We start from the raw sequence: 17,355 nt of genomic DNA on the forward strand, positions 1-17,355 counted from the left end.
GACTACCTGGAGGTCCACGAGCGCTGGGCGCGGAACATCATCTGCGCGCTGGCCCGGCTCGACGGCCAGGTCGTCGGCATCGTCGCCAACCAGCCGCAGACCCTCGCGGGCGTGCTGGACATCGAGGCGAGTGAAAAAGCTGCGCGCTTCGTCCAGATGTGTGACGCTTTCAATATCCCGATCGTCACCTTCCTGGACGTGCCGGGATTCCTTCCCGGTGTCGACCAGGAGCACGGAGGGATCATCCGTCATGGAGCCAAGCTGCTGTACGCGTACTGCAACGCGACCGTGCCGAGGATCTCGCTGATCCTGCGCAAGGCGTACGGAGGTGCGTACATCGTCATGGACAGCCAGTCCATCGGTGCCGACCTCACCTATGCGTGGCCCACCAACGAGATCGCCGTGATGGGTGCCGAGGGCGCCGCCAACGTCATCTTCCGGCGGCAGATCGCCGAGGCCGAGGACCCCGAGGCCATGCGAGCCCGCATGGTCAAGGAGTACAAGTCCGAGCTCATGCACCCGTACTACGCCGCCGAGCGCGGCCTGGTGGACGACGTCATCGACCCGGCCGAGACCCGCGAGGTCCTCATCAGGTCCCTGGCCATGCTGCACAGCAAGCACGCGGACCTGCCGTCGCGCAAGCACGGCAACCCGCCGCAGTAGCCCTCGCGCCACCCTGCCCGAGGCATCCCCGCGCAGTAACCCGGCGGATCCTCCGCGGTACCCCCGCGGAAACCTCTCTCACGGAGACTGACATCCATGAACTCTGACATTCGCGTCGAGAAGGGCCATGCGGAGCCCGAGGAGGTCGCCGCCATCACGGCGATCCTGCTCGCGCGCGCCGCGGCCCGTACGTCCACGGAGACCCCGGCGCACGGCGGCCACCGCAAGGCCGGCTGGCGCCGTCTGGAGCGCGAGCCCGGCTTCCGCGCCCCGCACAGCTGGCACGGCTAGGCAGCACCCCCACAGAGCGCGTCAGCGCGTCAGGGCCCCTCTCGGCAGGAGAGGGGCCCTGACGCGTTTGTACGGGCGTCTCCGGGCCCGCCGGACGGCAGCGGCGCACCAGGCGCACCGGGCCTTACCAGGCGTACCAGGCGCCCGGGGGCGTGCAGCCGGGCGGGGAGGCAGGTGCGCAGAAGCAGGTGGCGCAAAAGCAGGTGGGCGGTCCTTCCCCGGTTCGGGAAGGACCGCCCACCTGTCGGTATGCGCGCCGTATCAGCGCAGGCGTGCCATCAGCGCGTGCTCGACCAGCGTGATCAGTGCCGACTTGGCGTCCGCGCGGTGGCGGGCGTCCGTCGTGATGATCGGGGCGTCCGGGCCGATCTGGAGCGCCTCGCGCACCTCGTCCGGCTGGTACGGCTGGTTGCCGTCGAAGCCGTTGAGGGCGATGACGAAGGGCAGACCGCTGTTCTCGAAGTAGTCGACCGCGGGGAAGCAGTCGGCGAGACGCCGCGTGTCCACCAGCACGATCGCGCCGATCGCACCGCGCACGAGGTCGTCCCACATGAACCAGAAGCGGTCCTGGCCGGGCGTGCCGAACAGGTACAGGATCAGGTCCTGGTCGAGGGTGATACGACCGAAGTCCATGGCGACCGTCGTGGTCGTCTTGTCCCCGGTGTGGGTGAGGTCGTCGATGCCTGCCGAAGCAGACGTCATGACGGCCTCCGTGCGCAGCGGGTTGATCTCCGAGACGGCGCCGACGAACGTGGTTTTACCCACGCCGAAGCCGCCCGCCACCACGATCTTCGCGGACGTGGTGGAGCGGGAAGGCCCTCCGCTAGAGCTTGCGAAGTCCACTGAGCACCCTTTCGAGCAATGTCACGGCTGGCTGGCCGCCGGCGCTTTCGTCGCCGCCCGGCTGGTGAATGGCGACCAGTCCCGCCTCCGCCAAGTCGGCGACGAGGATCCTGGCCACACCGAGAGGGATCGACAGCAGGGCCGAGACCTCGGCCACCGACTTGATCTCTCGGCACAGGTTGCAGATCCGCTGATGCTCGGGCAACTGGCCCTGCATCTGGTGCGGAGATGCGGTGGTGTGCACCAGCGCCTCGATGGCGAGCTGGTACCGGGGCCTGGTGCGGCCGCCCGTCATGGCGTACGGGCGCACCAGGGGGTTGTTCGAACTTCCGGCGGGCGCAGGCTCGGGGCCTCGGCGCTGCGGCTGCACCGGCTGGATGCGGGGCGCGTTCGGCTGGTCGTACGGCGACTGACCGGGACCCTGCGGGCCCTGGGGCGCGTACGGCTGCTGGTGGCGCCGCTGGCTCGGCGCGGAGGGGAAGTTGTACGGGTTCTGCGAACCGTCGCCCTGGCCCTGGCCGGGTCCGTACGACCAGTTGCCCGATGAGCCGCCTGGGGGTGTTGCCACTTTCTCTCCTCCTCCGACTGTGCACTGGCATCCATCACTGTGGAGCCGCGTCCCGAAACCTTACGGCCCCGGGACGCCAATACGCACGATCTGTCTGTTAGTTGAGAAGGCTCCCCTGGAGCTCCGCACGAAGATCCGGGGTCAGCACCGTACCTGCACGGTCCACCAGCAGTGCCATCTCGTACCCAATGAGGCCGATGTCCGCATCCGGGTGTGCAAGAACAGCGAGCGAGGAACCGTCGGAGACGGACATGATGAAGAGGAACCCTCGCTCCATCTCCACAACCGTCTGGTTCACATGGCCGCCTTCGAAGATGCGCGAGGCACCCGCGGTCAGCGAGGTCAGACCCGACGCGACAGCCGCAAGCTGATCGGCACGGTCACGGGGGAACCCTTCGGACATCGCCAGAAGGAGTCCGTCGGCGGAGACCACCACCGTGTGGGACACCCCCGGGGTGTTGTCCACGAAGTTGGTGATCAACCAGTTCAGGTTCTGCGCCGCCTGGCTCATCGGGCTCACACTAACGCTCCTGGTTGTAGGTGCTGTCAGGACCGAAGCCCTGGCCGTTCGTTTCACTGCCTGCGCTGCGTCCACGTTCGACGCCTCGACGCAGGTTGCTCAGCCTGCCCCGGACGTCCTCCGGGGCGCGGGAGACCTGTGGGCCTCCCTGGGGGGTGGTCTCGGCGGCTCCCTCGACCAGGTTGGCCTTGGGCACCCGCCGCGGCAGGCCGGAGGAGGTGACCCCGCCCGCCTTGGGCTTCCGCAGCTGCGCGGCCTGCGTCCAGCGGTCGTCGTTCGCCGACCGCCAGTCGTTGCCGCCGTTGTCCGGAGCCGAGGCCTGAGCCTGCTGCGGCGGCTGCTGCGCACGTCCCGCGCCGTTCGCACCGCTCGGGCCCGCACCGCGGCGGGGCAGACCGGCACCGGTCAGCGACTGAGCGGCGGAGGAGGCCGGTCCCGGACGGTCGAAGCCTACGCGGTCCGGCTGACTCGCGTCAGCGGCCTGCGAAGACTCCGCCCCCGGAGCGTACTGGTCCGGGTAGCCGTTCTGGAAACCGGTCTGCTGCGGCCAGTCGCCCTGGTAGGACTGCTCCTCGAAGCCCGAGAAGGTCTCCGGGGCGGCGCCGTGCGCCGTCTCCGGCTCCTTCTGAGCCTGCGCCTGCTCCGCGTAGGCGGGGTCGGGGTAGCCGCCGTTCGGCGCGAAGCCGTCGTTCTGCGGCTGGCCGCCGTTCGGCGCGAAGTACTGCTCGTCGTACGACTGCTGCTGCTGACCCTCGTACGCGGTCTGCTCGTCGTAGCCGGCGGTCTGCTCGGGGTACGCGGCCGCCTCGGTGCCGTAGGACGCCTGACCGCTCTCGTAGGCGGCGTGCCGGGCGTCGAACTCCTCACCGTAGGAAGCGGCCCCGGACTCCTGTGCGTCCTCCTGGGGCTGCGCCTGGGTCTCCAGGGCGGCCCGGCGTCCCTCGCGCATCAGCGAGCGGCCGACGGGGTCCAGGTCCCGGATGTCGTCCGGCACCTCGTAGCGGCTGTCGTCGAAGCCGAGCTCGGCCGCGGTGCGCATCGGCTGCTGCGGGCTGAACTCCTCGCCCGGGTACTGCTGCTGGAGCTGCTGCTGCTCGGGAATGATCTGCGAGACGGTGAAATCGTCGCCCTGCAGCTGGTGTTCGCCACCACCACCGTGGGTGATCGCGTCGGGCAGCATGACCAGCGAGGTCGTACCGGCCTGCTCGCCCGAGGGACGCAGCTGGACGCGGATGCCGTGCCGGTCGGACAGCCGGCCGACCACGAACAGACCCATGCGCTGGGAGATCGCGGCGTCCACGGTCGGCGGGTTGGCCAGCTTGTGGTTGATGTCCGCGAAGTCCTCGGCGGTCAGGCCGATGCCCTTGTCGTGGATCTCGATCATGACGCGGCCGTCGGGGAGACGGGTCGCGGTGACGCGGACCTTGGTCTGCGGGGAGGAGAACGTGGTGGCGTTCTCCAGCAGCTCGGCGAGCAGGTGCACGAGGTCGGTCACGGCGCGGCCGTGGATCTCGGCCTCCGGGACGCCCGACAGCTCGATGCGCTCGTACTGCTCCACCTCGGAGGAGGCGGCGCGCAGCACGTCGACCAGCGGGACCGGCTGGTCCCAGCGACGGCCGGGCTCCTCGCCGGCGAGGACCAGGAGGTTCTCGCCGTTGCGGCGCATACGGGTCGCGAGGTGGTCCAGGCGGAAGAGGCTCTCCAGCTGGTCCGGGTCGGCCTCGTTGTTCTCCAGGTCGGTGATCAGGGTCAGCTGGCCCTCGATCAGCGACTGGTTGCGGCGCGAGAGGTTGGTGAAGATCGCGTTGATGTTGCCCCGCAGCAGGGCCTGCTCGGCGGCCAGTCGGACCGCCTCGCGGTGGACCTGGTCGAAGGCGCGGGCGACCTCGCCGATCTCGTCCGTGGTGGTGATCGGGATGGGCTGGACGCGGGTGTCGACCCGGCCCGGGTCGGTGCGCGAGAGCTGGTCGACCAGCATCGGCAGACGCTGCTCGGCGATGCCGAAGGCGGCGTTGCGCAGCTGGCGCATCGAGCGGCTCATCTGGCGGGCCACCATGCCGGCCAGGATGAACGCGGCGAGCAGGGCGACCACGACGGCGGCACCGGTGATGAACGCGGAGGTCTTGGCGTCGTCGGCGATGCTCGACGCCTCGCTCACGGCCTTGTCGGCCATGTCCGACTCGATCTTGCTGTACGCCTGGTACTTGAGCGTGTTGACCGCCCACCAGTTCTCCGGGGTGATGCCGCCCTGGGCGAGCGCGGTGCGCACGGCGGGGTCCGTGCTCTGCATCGTCGACAGGGCCGCGACCATGTCGGTCGGGTCGGACGGCGGCGGGACGTAGTCCGGGTCGGCGCCCTTGGCCTGCTCGGCCATCGCCTTGCCCTGCGACTCGATCTTCGCCTTGGCCGTCTCCAGCTTGGCGGCGTCCTCCTCGGTGCCACCACCGAGGTACTCCTCGACGGCGATGCCCTCGAGGTAGGCGTACGAGGAGAGCGCGACGCGCTGCTTGGCGAAGTTCTCGTCCTTGGGGCCGGGCTTGATCAGCAGGTGCATGCCGATCGAGCGCTCCAGGGACAGGGCGGCCTTGGTCAGCGAGATCGCGTAGACCGTACGACCGTAGCTCGTGATGTTTCCGGTGCCCAGGCCGAGTTCGTTGGCGAACTCCATCAGCGGGTGGGCGACCTGCGTGTAGCCCTCTTCCGTCTTCACGGCGGGCAGTTTCGAGGTGTACGCGGCCGAGCGGATCGCCTGGAGCTTGGGCTCCTCCGCGCGGAACAGCTTCAGACGACGCTGGAGACCGGCGGTCTGCGGCATGTTCTGCGCAGCCTGGTCGAAGACGTCGGCGGCGTCGTCCGTCGACTTGCGGGCCGCCGTGACGACCTTGTCGTCCTGGCCCTTGTCGTCCAGCAGGGGTTCGGCCGTGACGTCACGCTCGTTGTAGAGAGCGTCCGCGTAGGCCAGGGACGCCCGCACCAGACGCGCCGTGCTCTGCGCGTCCTCCGCTTCCTGCCAGGTGTTGATCGAGCTCTTCACCTGGAAGCCGCCCATGACGAGGCCGACCATCACAGGGATGAGCAGAATCGCGTTCAGCCTGGTGGGCACCCGCCAGTTGCGGGGGGAGAGACGGCCGCCACTCGCGGGGGGCGTCGCCGTCGGCTCGGGGCCTTGCACAGGGGCGGGCGTCACTCCGCGCGACGGCGGGGTGAAGTTGCCCCGCGCCGCCGGCTCGGGACTGTTCTTGCTTCGCCTCACTCGACCAACAACCTCTCGGCGGTCGGCACCTTCGTCGTGCCGCAGTGTCTCAGAGCCCAGTACGTTCTCGACTAGTGAGTACGTCTTTGACTATTGGGCAGTTCAGGCATTCCAGCATGGGGACCAGCGCTCCTCCAAACAGTCGGAAGAGCCGGTTCGGTGTGATGTAAGCCCCAGATAAAACGGTCATAAAGAGCGAGCCCCGCCAAAAGACGGGGCCTTTGTGCGCGCAGCGAGACCGATCGACCGCGACGCGTTGCGGTACCACCGGATTCCTCTGCCGAAACGTTATGAACGCCGAAGCCGACCGTGTCAAAGACCACAGTCGGCTCCGGCAACGTCTACGGCAACCTTCGTACGCCGCTTTCGACTGGAGAGTTAGCGCAGGCGAGCCATCAGCGCGTGCTCGACCAGCGTGATCAGCGCCGACTTGGCGTCCGCGCGGTGGCGGGCGTCCGTCGTGATGATCGGGGTGTCCGGGCCGATCTGGAGAGCCTCGCGGACCTCCTCCGGCTGGTACGGCTGCTGGCCGTCGAAGCCGTTGAGGGCCACGACGAACGGCAGACCGCTGTTCTCGAAGTAGTCCACGGCCGGGAAGCAGTCGGCGAGCCGCCGCGTGTCGACCAGGACCACGGCGCCGATCGCACCGCGCACCAGGTCGTCCCACATGAACCAGAAGCGGTCCTGGCCCGGCGTACCGAAGAGGTACAGGATCAGGTCCTGGTCCAGCGTGATGCGGCCGAAGTCCATGGCCACGGTGGTGGTGGTCTTGCCCCCGGTGTGCGTGAGGTCGTCGATGCCCGCGGAAGCGGACGTCATGACGGCCTCGGTACGCAGGGGGTTGATCTCGGAGACGGCGCCCACGAACGTGGTCTTTCCGACGCCGAAGCCGCCGGCCACCACGATCTTTGCGGAGGTGGTCGCCCGACCTCCGTCAGAGCTTGCGAAGTCCACTGAGCACCCTTTCGAGCAGTGTCACGTCCGGTGCGCCGGTGGTCTCGTCGCCGCCCGGCTGGTGAATGGCGACCAGTCCGGCCTCCGCGAGGTCCGCGACGAGGATCCGTGCCACACCCAGGGGCATGGCGAGCAGCGCCGAGACCTCGGCGACCGACTTCACCTCACGGCACAGGTGGCAGATGCGCTGGTGCTCCGGGAGGAGCCCCATGAGCGCTGCCGGGTCGGCCGTCGTGCTGATCAGCGCTTCGATGGCGAGCTGGTAACGCGGCCGGGTCCGGCCGCCGGTCATCGCATAAGGACGGACCAGCGGCTGGTCGCCTTCATCCCCGTACGACTCCGCGTACGGATCATGAGAGGCGTTGGGCGGGGTCATGAATCCTCCGGACGGGACAGCAGATCGGTCAGTCTTGCCGTCTGACGGGGGCCGGTGGGGGGATTGTGGCGGCCGGACGGTGATTTGGTGAGACGGGTAGATCCAGGGAGATCAGTGGAGCAGACTTCCCTGGAGTTCGGCGCGCAGGTCAGGCGTGAGCACCGCACCCGCGCGGTCGACCAGCAGCGCCATCTCGTAGCCGACGAGGCCGATGTCGCACTCGGGGTGCGCGAGAACGGCCAGGGACGATCCGTCGGACACGGACATGAGGAAGAGGAAGCCGCGCTCCATCTCCACGACCGTCTGCGCGACGCTGCCGCCCTCGAAGATCCGGGAGGCCCCGGCCGTCAGCGAGGTGAGACCCGACGCGACAGCGGCGAGCTGATCGGCGCGGTCACGCGGGAAACCTTCGGACATCGCCAGCAGAAGGCCGTCGGCGGAGACCACCACTGTGTGGGACACCCCTGGGGTGTTGTCCACGAAGTTGGTGATCAACCAGTTCAGGTTCTGTGCCGCCTGGCTCATCGGACTCAACTAACGCTCCTGCTGGTGAGTGGGGTTCGGGAAGCTGCCGGTCTGGCCGCTGCCGGCCTGGCGACCCTGCGCGATACCCCGACGGAGATTGGTCAGCCGGCCGCGTACGTCATCAGGCGCACGCGAGACCTGCGGACCGGTGTGGTGCTGTTGCTGCTGAGCTGTGCCCGGGACGAGGTTCGCCTTGGGCACCCGGCGCGGCAGTCCGGAGGTGGTGACGCCGCCGGCCGCGGGCTTACGCACCCGTTCGGCCTGACGGACGATGTCGTCGTTCGGTGAGCTCCGCCAGGCGGCGGGCGCCTGACGCTGCTGAGCCGGAGCCTGCTGCTGCGGCGCCGGGGGCTGCTGCGGCTGAGCCGGAACCTGGGCCGAGCCGTTGTGCTGCGGCTGACCCGGGTGGCCCTGCTGCTGGCCCCCCTGCTGACCGTGGAACCAGTTGGTCTCCAGCGTGTCGAACAGCGGGGTACGGCCGTCGCCGGGACCGCTGGCCGGCGGCAGCGCCTCCGGCTGGGCGGGCCGCTGCGGCATGGCCGGCCGCTGCTGGGCACCGTAGTCCGGGCCCGCAGCCTGCGGGCGCTCGTACTGACCGGTGTTGTTCTGCATGGGCGCCTGCGCCGGGCGGCCCGGCAGGGCGTGCTGCCCGGTGGAGCCGTTGTCGTAGGCCTGCGGGGCGGCGAACTGACCCGTGGAGCTGTTGTCGTACGCCTGAGGGGCGGCGAACTGACCGGTGCCCGACGAGTGGTTCTGTCCGGCACCCTGGGCGAAGACGTCCGGGCGGGCGAAGGAACCCGTGTTGTGCTGGCCGTTGGCGGCGCCGGGGCGGGCGAACTGACCCGTGTTGTGCTGGCCGTTGTTGTGCTGGCCGTTGTGAGCCCCGGGGCGCGGCGCGTTGAAGTCCGGCCGGGCGAACTCGGAGGTGCTGCCCGGACCCTGGCGGTCGTCGATGCGCGGCATCTGGGCCGTCTGGGAGACGTCCGGCTCCTCGTGGCCGCGCGGAGCGTCCAGCGGGGTGCGCGGAACCGGCGGCTGCGCGTTCTCGTCGCTCCAGCTGGGCGTGCGCTGCTGGGCGTCGGCGCCCGGCAGTTCGGCGCGCGCTCCACCGCGGCCCGGAAGCTGCGGCCGGCGCGAACGACGGCCCTGCGGCTCGGCGTCGGCGTTGGCGCGCTGCGCGGGAACGGCACCGCGGTTGTTGCCGTTGTTGCCACCGAAGGCGTCCCGGCCCTGGTCGTCACCGAAGCCCTGCTGCGCGTTCGCGCCACCGGACTGCATGCCCTGCTGCTGGGCATTCGGCGCCTGGCCGAAGAGGTTGCCACTCGTGGCGGCCGGAGCCTGCCGGCCCTGCTGGGGGCCGCCCTGACCCTGCGGTCCGCGTGCCGCGCCGGGCCGGCCGTTCGCACCCGCACCGGGAAGCGCGGCCCGCGGGCCCTGTCCGGCGGCTATCCGGCCGGTGTTGCCGGCCGAAGAGCCGCCACCGAGGGCACCACCGGGCGCACCGCCCGGAGCACCCGCGCCGACGGCACCGCCCTGGCGTCGCGCCGCGGCCATGCCGGCCGCTGCCTGCGCCGCGGCCGGACCGCTGTTGACGGCACCCTGACCGGGCTTGGGCTGGGGCTTCTTGCCGCCCTGGGCGACGTCCACGGGCAGCATGACCAGCGCGGTCGTACCGCCGGAGTCGGACGGACGCAGCTGGATGCGGATGCCGTGCCGCTGCGACAGACGACCGACCACGAAGAGGCCCATGCGTCGGGAGACGGAGACGTCCACGGTGGGCGGCGAGGCGAGCCGCTCGTTGATCGCGGCGAGGTCCTCGGGCGAGAGGCCGATGCCGGTGTCGTGGATCTCGATCAGCACGCGGCCGTCGGGCAGCGCGTGACCGGTGACCTTGACCTTGGTCTGCGGGGAGGAGAACGAGGTGGCGTTCTCCAGCAGCTCTGCGAGGAGGTGCACGAGGTCGTTGACGACGCGGCCGGCGACTTCGGTGCTCGGCACCGAGGCCAGCTCGATGCGCTCGTACTGCTCCACCTCGGACGCCGCGGCGCGGAGCACGTCGACCAGCGGGACCGGGCGGGTCCAGCGTCGGCCGGGCTCCTCACCCGCGAGAACGAGAAGGTTTTCACCGTTACGGCGCATACGCGTCGCGAGGTGGTCGAGCTTGAACAGCGAGGACAGCTGGTCCGGGTCGGCCTCGCGGGACTCCAGTTCGGAGATCAGCGACAGCTGGCGCTGGATAAGACCCTGGGAACGGCGCGAGAGGTTGGTGAACATCGCGTTGACGTTGCCCCGCAGCAGGGCCTGCTCGGCGGCCAGTCGGACCGCCTCGCGGTGCACGTCGTCGAAGGCCGCGGCCACCTGGCCGATCTCGTCCCGGGAGTGCACACCGACCGACTCCACGGACGTGTCGACGTCCTGCGGGTCGGACTCGGACAGCTGCTTGACCAGCTCGGGCAGACGGTCCTGGGCGACCTTGGTGGCGGTCTCCTGGAGGCGGCGCAGCGAGCGGATCATGGACCGGGCCACGACGAAGGCGCCGACCAGCGACACACCGAGCACGAGCAGGATCAGCGCACCGGAGATGATCGCTTCGCGCTCGGAGGCGCTGCGCAGCTCGCGGGCCTTCTGCTCCATGTCCTCGAGCAGCGAGTGCTCGATCTGCCTCATGCCCTGGATCTTGGCCGTGCTGTCGTCGAGCCAGTCCTTGTAGGAGCGCTTGTCGAGCGACTTCAGACCGTTCTGCTTGCTGAGCGCGCGCTCGGCGAAGGTGTCGGTCGCCTCGATCGTGGCGTTGCCCGACTCGATCGGCTTGAGGAGCTCCTCGGCACCCGAGTCGCCGTAGATGGACCGGAAGCTGTTGAGCTCGGAGTCCTGGCTGTCCAGAGCGGCGACACCGTACAGGCGGTCATTGTCGGAGAGGACACCGAACTCTTGGGTGCTCGCCGGGAGCGCGGCACCGAGGAGGGCGCGCTGCTCGGAGGCGTACTCCTTGGCGGAGGAGAAGGCCGACAGGGCGCGGGTGCGCTGGATCATGTCGGGGTTGCTGGTCGCCTCGGCCATGTCCTGCGAGAGGTCGAGCAGGTGCTGGATGAGCCGGTGGTAGGCCTCGACGGTCTGCATCGAGTTGCCCTCGGACTCGTACGCACCCGAGCGGACCTTGCTGAGGCTGTTCAGGTCGCGCTGGAGGCCGACGAGGCTGTCACGGACACCCTGGAGGTTGCCCTGCTTGCTCGCGGCGTCGATCTTGTCGCCGGCGTCGAGGAAGTTGATCAGGGCCCGGTCGGTCTTGTCCCGGTATCCCTTGACGGTGTAGTCGGTCGCGCCCGACTGGTGCGCCAGCGGACCGGCCGACTGGTCGCGCTCCTCCTGGAGCGCGCTCGCCAGCTCGGTGGCCTGCTTGGTCATCTCCGTCAGCAGCTTCATGTTGTCGAGCTGCTGGATGTCGTCCATCGACTGGTTGATACGCGTGGCACCCAGCGTGGTGGCCGCGACCACCGGCAGCGCCAGCAGCGACACCAGTCGCGTGGAGATGCGCCAGTTGCGCAGCGCCAAGCGCGAGCCGGGGCCCGGGACGCCCTTCGGCGCCGTCACCACAGGAACCGGGCCCGACGATCCGGACGCGCCGGGGCGCCCGGGGCGCTCACCGCCGTCGCCGGCCGAGCCCTGGTTCTGGGCGTGCTGGGGCGAGGAACCGCGGTCGGTCCCGCCGTGCGGCTCCGGCTCCGCCGAAGCACTGCCATCCCTCTTGAATCGTCCCTGCACTACTGTCGCAACCTCTGGACCAGGCGCCCCTCCGCGCGAACGGAAGGACACGGTGTCGGCGTCATAGGGGCGCCCTGAATACGCCCCCGTGGTGGTCGTGAGCGACCGGCGCTGGCTCCCCCTTCGTAGCCGCCACTCGGCGCGTGATCGCGCCCCCCTGTGTGCCAGCTCGATACCCGCGGCGGTCCGAGGAATTCCAGCACAGTGCAGGAGCGCCAACAAGGCCCGTAGGCCGACCTGTGACCTCCATGACACCATGTGATCGCGGTGTCACCCGTTGTTGAATGAGTTCCGCCTTATGTCGGGCAAACCATGGTGAATCAGGGGGGCGGAACGGGTGTCCCAGTCGCCATGATCGGGAGCGGAATGGTGGCTTCAGGTGGCTAATGTCCGTTTCGACTGACTAGGACATGGGCCGGAATTGACCGTTTTGATCGACGGTTGGTGAGCAAACTCACACGGAGATCATGGGGTCTTCACGTCATCTGCGGGATTCCGGATGTTTAGCCTGACGTTTTACAAAGGGCAGCGTTCTGATAACCCGCGCCCGTGCGGAGGGCACTTGAGGCCCTCCCGGCGCCCGAAACGACAAGGTCTCGTACAAACCGTGAAGACGACGACGATGTTCCGCACGATAGCCAACCCGCGGCGTACGACGCTGGCGCACCTCGACGGCGCCGACGCGCTGCACACCCCGGACCAGCCGGAGCACCCCGTCTCCCTTCCCACGCAGACGGCCAACCCCAGGCGCACGGTCCTCATGAACGCGCCGGCCATGGCCGCCGCCGTCGCCGAGTAGCCACGCACGGCCGCCGCCGTCCCACCCGGACCGGCCCCGTACGGACCCGAAGGGCGCCCACCGACTCGGTGGGCGCCCTTCTCCGTCCCCTCCGCCTTCTCCGTCCCCTCCGCCTTCCGCGCGCCCGCCGCCCGTGCGGCTCCGCTCTCCGCTCTCTCGGCATCTCTGCGCGCCGTCCGCGTGCGCTCCGCTCGTCCGGCGGACCCGGCCGCGCGCGGCGTGCGGACGGACCGTAATGCGCGAGGCGTGAGCCCCCTGCCGCGTTAGCCTGGAGCGTCAGACTCCAGCCAGCTCAGTCAAGGGGCCAAGCATCCCGTGCGCATCGCCAGGTTCTCCATCGACGGGAACGTCGCCTTCGGCGCGGTCGAGGGCGACAAGCAGGACGAGCTCGTCCTGGACATCATCAAAGGCATCCCGTTCACGGACTTCGAGCTCTCCGGCACGAAGGTGCCGCTGAGCAAGGTCAGGCTGCTGCCGCCGGTGCTCCCCAACAAGGTGGTGGCCTTCGGCCGCAACTACGCGGAGCACGCGAAGGAGCTGGGCAACGAGGTCCCGGACGCGCCGTTCGCCTTCTTCAAGCCCTCCACCTCGGTGATCGGCCCAGGCGACGCGATCCAGTACCCGTCCTTCTCCCAGGAGGTGCACCACGAGGCCGAGCTGGCCGTGGTGATCGGCCGGATGTGCCGCGAGGTCCCGCGCGACCGCGTCAAGGACGTGATCTTCGGCTACACCTGCGCCAACGACGTCACCGCCCGCGACATCCAGAAGCGCGAGAAGCAGTGGGCGCGGGCCAAGGGCTTCGACACCTCCTGCCCGCTCGGCCCGTGGGTGGAGACCGGCCTGGACCTCGCCACCGCGTCCGACCTGACCGTCCAGCTGACGGTCAACGGACAGCAGCGGCAGCTCGGCCGCACCAGCGAGATGATCCACTCGATCGAGGATCTGATCGTCAACATCACCGAGGCCATGACGCTGCTCCCCGGCGACGTGATCCTCACGGGCACCCCGGCAGGGGTCGGCCCCCTGGCTGTCGGCGACGAGGTCGCCGTCACCATCGAAGGCATCGGCACTCTCACCAACAAGGTTGTCAAGCGTGGCTAGCGCACCCGTACGCGTCCGTTTCTGCCCTTCGCCCACCGGTAACCCCCACGTGGGCCTGGTCCGCACCGCCCTGTTCAACTGGGCGTTCGCCCGGCACCACCAGGGAACCCTGGTCTTCCGTATCGAGGACACCGACGCGGCCCGCGACTCCGAGGAGTCCTACACCCAGCTGCTGGACTCGATGCGCTGGCTGGGCTTCGACTGGGACGAGGGTCCCGAGGTCGGCGGCCCGCACGCGCCCTACCGGCAGTCGCAGCGCATGGACCTCTACAAGGACGTCGCCGAGAAGCTGCTCGCCGCCGGCCACGCCTACCACTGCTACTGCTCCCAGGAGGAGCTGGACAGCCGCCGTGAGGCCGCCCGCGCCGCCGGCAAGCCCTCCGGCTACGACGGCCACTGCCGCGACCTGACCGCGGCGCAGGTCGAGGAGTACAAGGCCCAGGGCCGCGCGCCGATCGTGCGCTTCCGTATGCCCGACGAGACGATCACTTTCACGGACCTGGTCCGCGGCGAGCTCACGTTCACCCCGGAGAACGTCCCGGACTACGGCATCGTCCGCGCCAACGGGGCTCCCCTCTACACGCTCGTCAACCCGGTCGACGACGCCCTGATGGAGATCACCCACGTCCTGCGCGGCGAGGACCTGCTCTCCTCCACCCCCCGCCAGGTCGCCCTCTACAAGGCGCTGATCGAGCTGGGCATCGCCAAGGAGATCCCGTCCTTCGGCCACCTGCCGTACGTGATGGGCGAGGGCAACAAGAAGCTCTCCAAGCGCGACCCGGAGTCGTCCCTCAACCTGTACCGGGAGCGTGGCTTCCTCCCGGAGGGCCTGCTCAACTACCTCTCCCTGCTCGGCTGGTCGCTCTCGGCCGACCAGGACATCTTCGGCATGGACGAGATGGTCGCGGCCTTCGAGATCTCGGACGTCAACCCCAACCCGGCGCGCTTCGACCTCAAGAAGTGCGAGGCGATCAACGCCGACCACATCCGGCTGCTGGACGTGAAGGACTTCACCGAGCGCTGCGCCCCCTGGCTGAAGGCCCCGGTCGCCCCCTGGGCGCCGGAGGACTTCGACGCGGCCAAGTGGGAGGCCGTCGCCCCGCACGCCCAGACCCGGCTGAAGGTCCTCTCCGAGATCACCGACAACGTCGACTTCCTGTTCCTGCCGGAGCCGGTCTTCGACGAGGCGAGCTGGACCAAGGCGATGAAGGAGGGCTCGGACGCGTTGCTGCGCACCGCCCGGGAGAAGCTCGTCGTCGCCGACTGGACGTCCGCCGAGTCCCTGAAGGAGGCCGTCCTGGCCGCCGGCGAGGCCCACGGCCTGAAGCTCGGCAAGGCGCAGGCCCCGGTCCGGGTGGCCGTCACCGGCCGCACGGTGGGCCTCCCGCTCTTCGAGTCCCTGGAGATCCTGGGCCAGGAGAAGACGCTGGCCCGTATCGACGCGGCGCTGGCGCGGCTGGCGGCGTAACCCGCGCACCCGTGCAGGGGGCGGTGTCCGGAGGTCCGGACGCCGCCCCCTGCGGCGTCTCACCGGAGAAGCCTCCCGGAGGGCGGGTGCGGCGGTACTGTCGGTCCCATGCCGGTCGTAGCAGTGCTCTGGGACGTGGACGACACCCTCTTCGATTACACGAGCGCGGACCGGGAGGGCATGCGAGCGCACCTGGCCGCCGAGGGCCTGCTCGCCGGCTTCGGCACCCCGGAGCTCGCCCTGGCCCGGTGGCGGGAGGTCACCGACCTGCAGTGGGCCCGCTTCTCGGCGGGAGAGACGACCTTCCAGGGACAGCGCAGGGACCGGGTCCGGGTCTTCCTGGAGACGCCGCTCAGCGACGCCGAGGCCGACACCTGGTTCGAGCGGTACGTCGGGCACTACGAGACCGCCTGGGCCCTCTTCCCGGACGTCCTGCCGGTCCTGGACGCCCTCGGGGCCGACTACCGGCACGCGGTGCTCTCCAACTCCAGCCTCACCGTGCAGGAGCGCAAGCTGCGGGTGCTCGGCGTCCGCGACCGCTTCGAGACCGTCCTGTGCGCGGCGGAGCTCGGCATCTCCAAGCCGGACGCGGGCGCCTTCCACGCGGCCTGCGAGGCGCTGGAACTCGCCCCGCAGCAGGTCGCGTACGTCGGCGACCACCCGGAGATCGACGGGCGGGGCGCGGCCGAGGCCGGGCTGCTGTCGGTGTGGATCGACCGTGACGGCGCGTGTACCGGCGGCGACGCGCAGGCCGGACCGCATCGGATCACCTCCCTCGCCGAACTTCCCGCGATCCTCGGCGCGGATACCCGTTTTGGAGCCCCGTCCACCTTCAGGTAATGTTCTTCCTGCGCCGCCGGAGAGCGGGCCGAAAGGCCCCGAAATCCGGGGGAGCAAACTAGAGCAAGATCCCTTCAGGGGATTGCGTTCCAGTGGCCTATGGTGTAATTGGCAGCACGACTGATTCTGGTTCAGTTAGTCTTGGTTCGAGTCCAGGTAGGCCAGCTCGCAGAGCTCATCTGCAAAGCCCCCGTTGTGTAGCGGCCTAGCACGCTGCCCTCTCAAGGCAGTAGCGCCGGTTCGAATCCGGTCGGGGGTACAGATCCTTCCCGCGAGGACAGTTCGGGTAGCTCCCGCTGCCCTCGACGCAGGATCGCTAGGGCCCCCGTTGTGTAGCGGCCTAGCACGCCGCCCTCTCAAGGCGGTAGCGCCGGTTCGAATCCGGTCGGGGGTACGCAGTTGGTCTAAACCACATTGGTCTATGGTGTAATTGGCAGCACGACTGATTCTGGTTCAGTTAGTCTTGGTTCGAGTCCAGGTAGACCAGCTCGGATCTGCGGAAACGTTAGATCCTCGCCCCCGTTGTGTAGCGGCCTAGCACGCCGCCCTCTCAAGGCGGTAGCGCCGGTTCGAATCCGGTCGGGGGTACGAGCCCGATGGGCCTCCACTTCGGTGGGGGCCCATCGGCGTTTGCGGACCCGGCCCGGGGGCGTTCCGGACCCCGCCCTACTCGAAGCCGTACCGCCGCGCCGACTCCTCCTCCTGGGCCAGCCGGTGCAGGGCCCGCAGGGCGGGCTCGAAGAGGACCGCGGCCGCGACCGCCGTCTCCACCTTCTCCGCCTCCGAGGACCGGGTCTCCACGAAGTCCAGGTCGTGCACCGCCGCCTGGTGCATCAATCGGGCGTACGGCAGCATCAGTTCGGCGTCCCAGCCGTACCCCAGCCGGCGCAGCGTGGTCACGGCGGCCACCAGTGAACGGTGTGCGGGGGAGATGCTGCTGAGGGACCGGGCGTTGGTCCAGCCGAGCCGCTCCATCACCTGGTCCACCTCGTGCCGGGCCGCGCGCACCTCCTCGTCGCCGCCGTCAGGTTCGGGCACCTGGGGCAGCGCCCAGAGCGCCGCGCCCAGCCGGATCGTGCGCCCCAGCGACTCGTCGTCCACATGCGCGAGGACCTCCCGCGCGGTCGCCACCGGCACCCGGCCCACCTGGATCAGCGCCCGCACCAGCCGCAGCCGGCGCAGATGGTCCTCGTCGTACTCGGCCGTGGTCGTGTTGACCTGGCGGCCCGGCGCCAACAGGCCCTCGCGCAGGTAGTACTTGATCGTCGCGGTGGACACACCGCTGCGCTCGCTCAGTTCGGCCAGCCGCATCTCTTGCGCCCTTTCTCGGATACCGGCACTATCCAAGCATGCGGCAGTCGGATAGTGCCGCTCACCAACGGACAGCGAGGG

Annotated in this window: 15 protein-coding genes and 5 tRNA genes; 11 read left to right on the plus strand and 9 right to left on the minus strand. The window is 69.5% G+C overall.

The genetic code is table 11. The features are described 5' to 3' along the window. Both ACZ7OY_RS40470 and ACZ7OY_RS40475 read left to right on the plus strand, forming a co-directional pair. On the plus strand, window positions 1-663 hold a 663-nt coding region (locus ACZ7OY_RS40470), incomplete at its 5' end, for an acyl-CoA carboxylase subunit beta (protein WP_472250551.1). Window positions 664-759: 96 nt separating this feature from the next. Then, the gene (locus ACZ7OY_RS40475; RefSeq protein ID WP_450661844.1) at window positions 760-954 is read left to right on the plus strand and encodes an acyl-CoA carboxylase subunit epsilon; all 195 of its coding nucleotides are present in this window, start codon (window positions 760-762) and stop codon (window positions 952-954) included. Window positions 955-1,215: 261 nt separating this feature from the next. On the opposite strand, the gene ACZ7OY_RS40480 is transcribed toward ACZ7OY_RS40475, so the two are convergent. The 8 genes from ACZ7OY_RS40480 to ACZ7OY_RS40515 form a co-directional block, all read right to left on the minus strand. Continuing rightward, window positions 1,216-1,797 carry a GTP-binding protein gene (locus ACZ7OY_RS40480; RefSeq protein ID WP_351346482.1) on the minus strand — a complete coding sequence of 194 codons (582 nt, stop codon included), beginning with the start codon at window positions 1,795-1,797 and terminating at the stop codon, window positions 1,216-1,218. Continuing rightward, on the minus strand, window positions 1,778-2,365 hold the full coding sequence (locus ACZ7OY_RS40485; RefSeq protein WP_472250552.1) for a DUF742 domain-containing protein: 588 nt from the start codon (window positions 2,363-2,365) through the stop codon (window positions 1,778-1,780). The genes ACZ7OY_RS40480 and ACZ7OY_RS40485 overlap by 20 nt, the downstream gene beginning before the upstream one ends. Window positions 2,366-2,462: 97 nt before the next feature. After that, the gene (locus tag ACZ7OY_RS40490; protein WP_152888434.1) at window positions 2,463-2,876 is read right to left on the minus strand and encodes a roadblock/LC7 domain-containing protein; all 414 of its coding nucleotides are present in this window, start codon (window positions 2,874-2,876) and stop codon (window positions 2,463-2,465) included. 10 nt (window positions 2,877-2,886) lie between these two features. Next, window positions 2,887-6,138: a nitrate- and nitrite sensing domain-containing protein gene (locus ACZ7OY_RS40495; protein ID WP_472250553.1), complete on the minus strand. Its 3,252-nt coding sequence runs from the start codon at window positions 6,136-6,138 to the stop codon at window positions 2,887-2,889. 378 nt (window positions 6,139-6,516) lie between these two features. Beyond that, entirely contained in the window at window positions 6,517-7,092 is a 576-nt protein-coding gene (locus tag ACZ7OY_RS40500) for an ATP/GTP-binding protein (protein WP_162468659.1), read from the minus strand. Then, on the minus strand, window positions 7,073-7,468 hold the full coding sequence (locus ACZ7OY_RS40505; RefSeq protein ID WP_152888400.1) for a DUF742 domain-containing protein: 396 nt from the start codon (window positions 7,466-7,468) through the stop codon (window positions 7,073-7,075). The genes ACZ7OY_RS40500 and ACZ7OY_RS40505 overlap by 20 nt, the downstream gene beginning before the upstream one ends. A gap of 111 nt (window positions 7,469-7,579) precedes the next feature. Further along, window positions 7,580-7,993: a roadblock/LC7 domain-containing protein gene (locus tag ACZ7OY_RS40510; protein WP_003993189.1), complete on the minus strand. Its 414-nt coding sequence runs from the start codon at window positions 7,991-7,993 to the stop codon at window positions 7,580-7,582. 9 nt (window positions 7,994-8,002) lie between these two features. Beyond that, complete coding sequence (locus ACZ7OY_RS40515) at window positions 8,003-11,755, minus strand: sensor histidine kinase (RefSeq protein WP_472250554.1); 3,753 nt, start codon at window positions 11,753-11,755, stop codon at window positions 8,003-8,005. A gap of 607 nt (window positions 11,756-12,362) precedes the next feature. Here ACZ7OY_RS40515 and ACZ7OY_RS40520 point away from each other — a divergent pair. The 9 genes from ACZ7OY_RS40520 (at window position 12,363) to ACZ7OY_RS40560 (ending at window position 16,551) form a co-directional block, all read left to right on the plus strand. Then, on the plus strand, window positions 12,363-12,554 hold the full coding sequence (locus tag ACZ7OY_RS40520; protein WP_351618299.1) for a hypothetical protein: 192 nt from the start codon (window positions 12,363-12,365) through the stop codon (window positions 12,552-12,554). Window positions 12,555-12,869: 315 nt separating this feature from the next. Next, window positions 12,870-13,655 (plus strand): fumarylacetoacetate hydrolase family protein, encoded by a 786-nt coding sequence (locus ACZ7OY_RS40525; protein WP_472250555.1) that lies wholly within the window; start codon window positions 12,870-12,872, stop codon window positions 13,653-13,655. Beyond that, window positions 13,639-15,123: a glutamate--tRNA ligase gene (gene gltX / locus ACZ7OY_RS40530; RefSeq protein ID WP_472250556.1), complete on the plus strand. Its 1,485-nt coding sequence runs from the start codon at window positions 13,639-13,641 to the stop codon at window positions 15,121-15,123. Before ACZ7OY_RS40525 ends, gltX begins: the two co-directional genes overlap by 17 nt. Window positions 15,124-15,231: 108 nt before the next feature. Further along, window positions 15,232-15,963: an HAD family hydrolase gene (locus ACZ7OY_RS40535; RefSeq protein ID WP_472250557.1), complete on the plus strand. Its 732-nt coding sequence runs from the start codon at window positions 15,232-15,234 to the stop codon at window positions 15,961-15,963. A gap of 93 nt (window positions 15,964-16,056) precedes the next feature. Further along, window positions 16,057-16,128, plus strand: a tRNA-Gln gene (locus tag ACZ7OY_RS40540). Window positions 16,129-16,149: 21 nt separating this feature from the next. After that, window positions 16,150-16,222 (plus strand) — tRNA-Glu (locus ACZ7OY_RS40545). A 62-nt stretch (window positions 16,223-16,284) separates the two neighbouring features. Further along, window positions 16,285-16,357, plus strand: a tRNA-Glu gene (locus tag ACZ7OY_RS40550). Between the two features lie 21 nt (window positions 16,358-16,378). Then, window positions 16,379-16,450, plus strand: a tRNA-Gln gene (locus ACZ7OY_RS40555). 28 nt (window positions 16,451-16,478) lie between these two features. After that, window positions 16,479-16,551 (plus strand) — tRNA-Glu (locus tag ACZ7OY_RS40560). A gap of 78 nt (window positions 16,552-16,629) precedes the next feature. On the opposite strand, the gene ACZ7OY_RS40565 is transcribed toward ACZ7OY_RS40560, so the two are convergent. Then, window positions 16,630-17,274 carry a MerR family transcriptional regulator gene (locus ACZ7OY_RS40565; RefSeq protein ID WP_472250558.1) on the minus strand — a complete coding sequence of 215 codons (645 nt, stop codon included), beginning with the start codon at window positions 17,272-17,274 and terminating at the stop codon, window positions 16,630-16,632. Between the last annotated feature and the right edge of the window lie 81 nt (window positions 17,275-17,355).

The organism is Streptomyces sp. NPDC107559, assembly GCF_055657365.1.

Coding starts and splice junctions, on each gene's coding strand:
- ACZ7OY_RS40475 (WP_450661844.1), top strand. CDS start 760: ATGAACTCTGACATTCGCGTCGAGAAGGGCCATGCGGAGCCCGAGGAG.
- ACZ7OY_RS40490 (WP_152888434.1), bottom strand. CDS start 2,876: ATGAGCCAGGCGGCGCAGAACCTGAACTGGTTGATCACCAACTTCGTG.
- ACZ7OY_RS40505 (WP_152888400.1), bottom strand. CDS start 7,468: ATGACCCCGCCCAACGCCTCTCATGATCCGTACGCGGAGTCGTACGGG.
- ACZ7OY_RS40510 (WP_003993189.1), bottom strand. CDS start 7,993: ATGAGCCAGGCGGCACAGAACCTGAACTGGTTGATCACCAACTTCGTG.
- ACZ7OY_RS40535 (WP_472250557.1), top strand. CDS start 15,232: ATGCCGGTCGTAGCAGTGCTCTGGGACGTGGACGACACCCTCTTCGAT.
- ACZ7OY_RS40565 (WP_472250558.1), bottom strand. CDS start 17,274: ATGCGGCTGGCCGAACTGAGCGAGCGCAGCGGTGTGTCCACCGCGACG.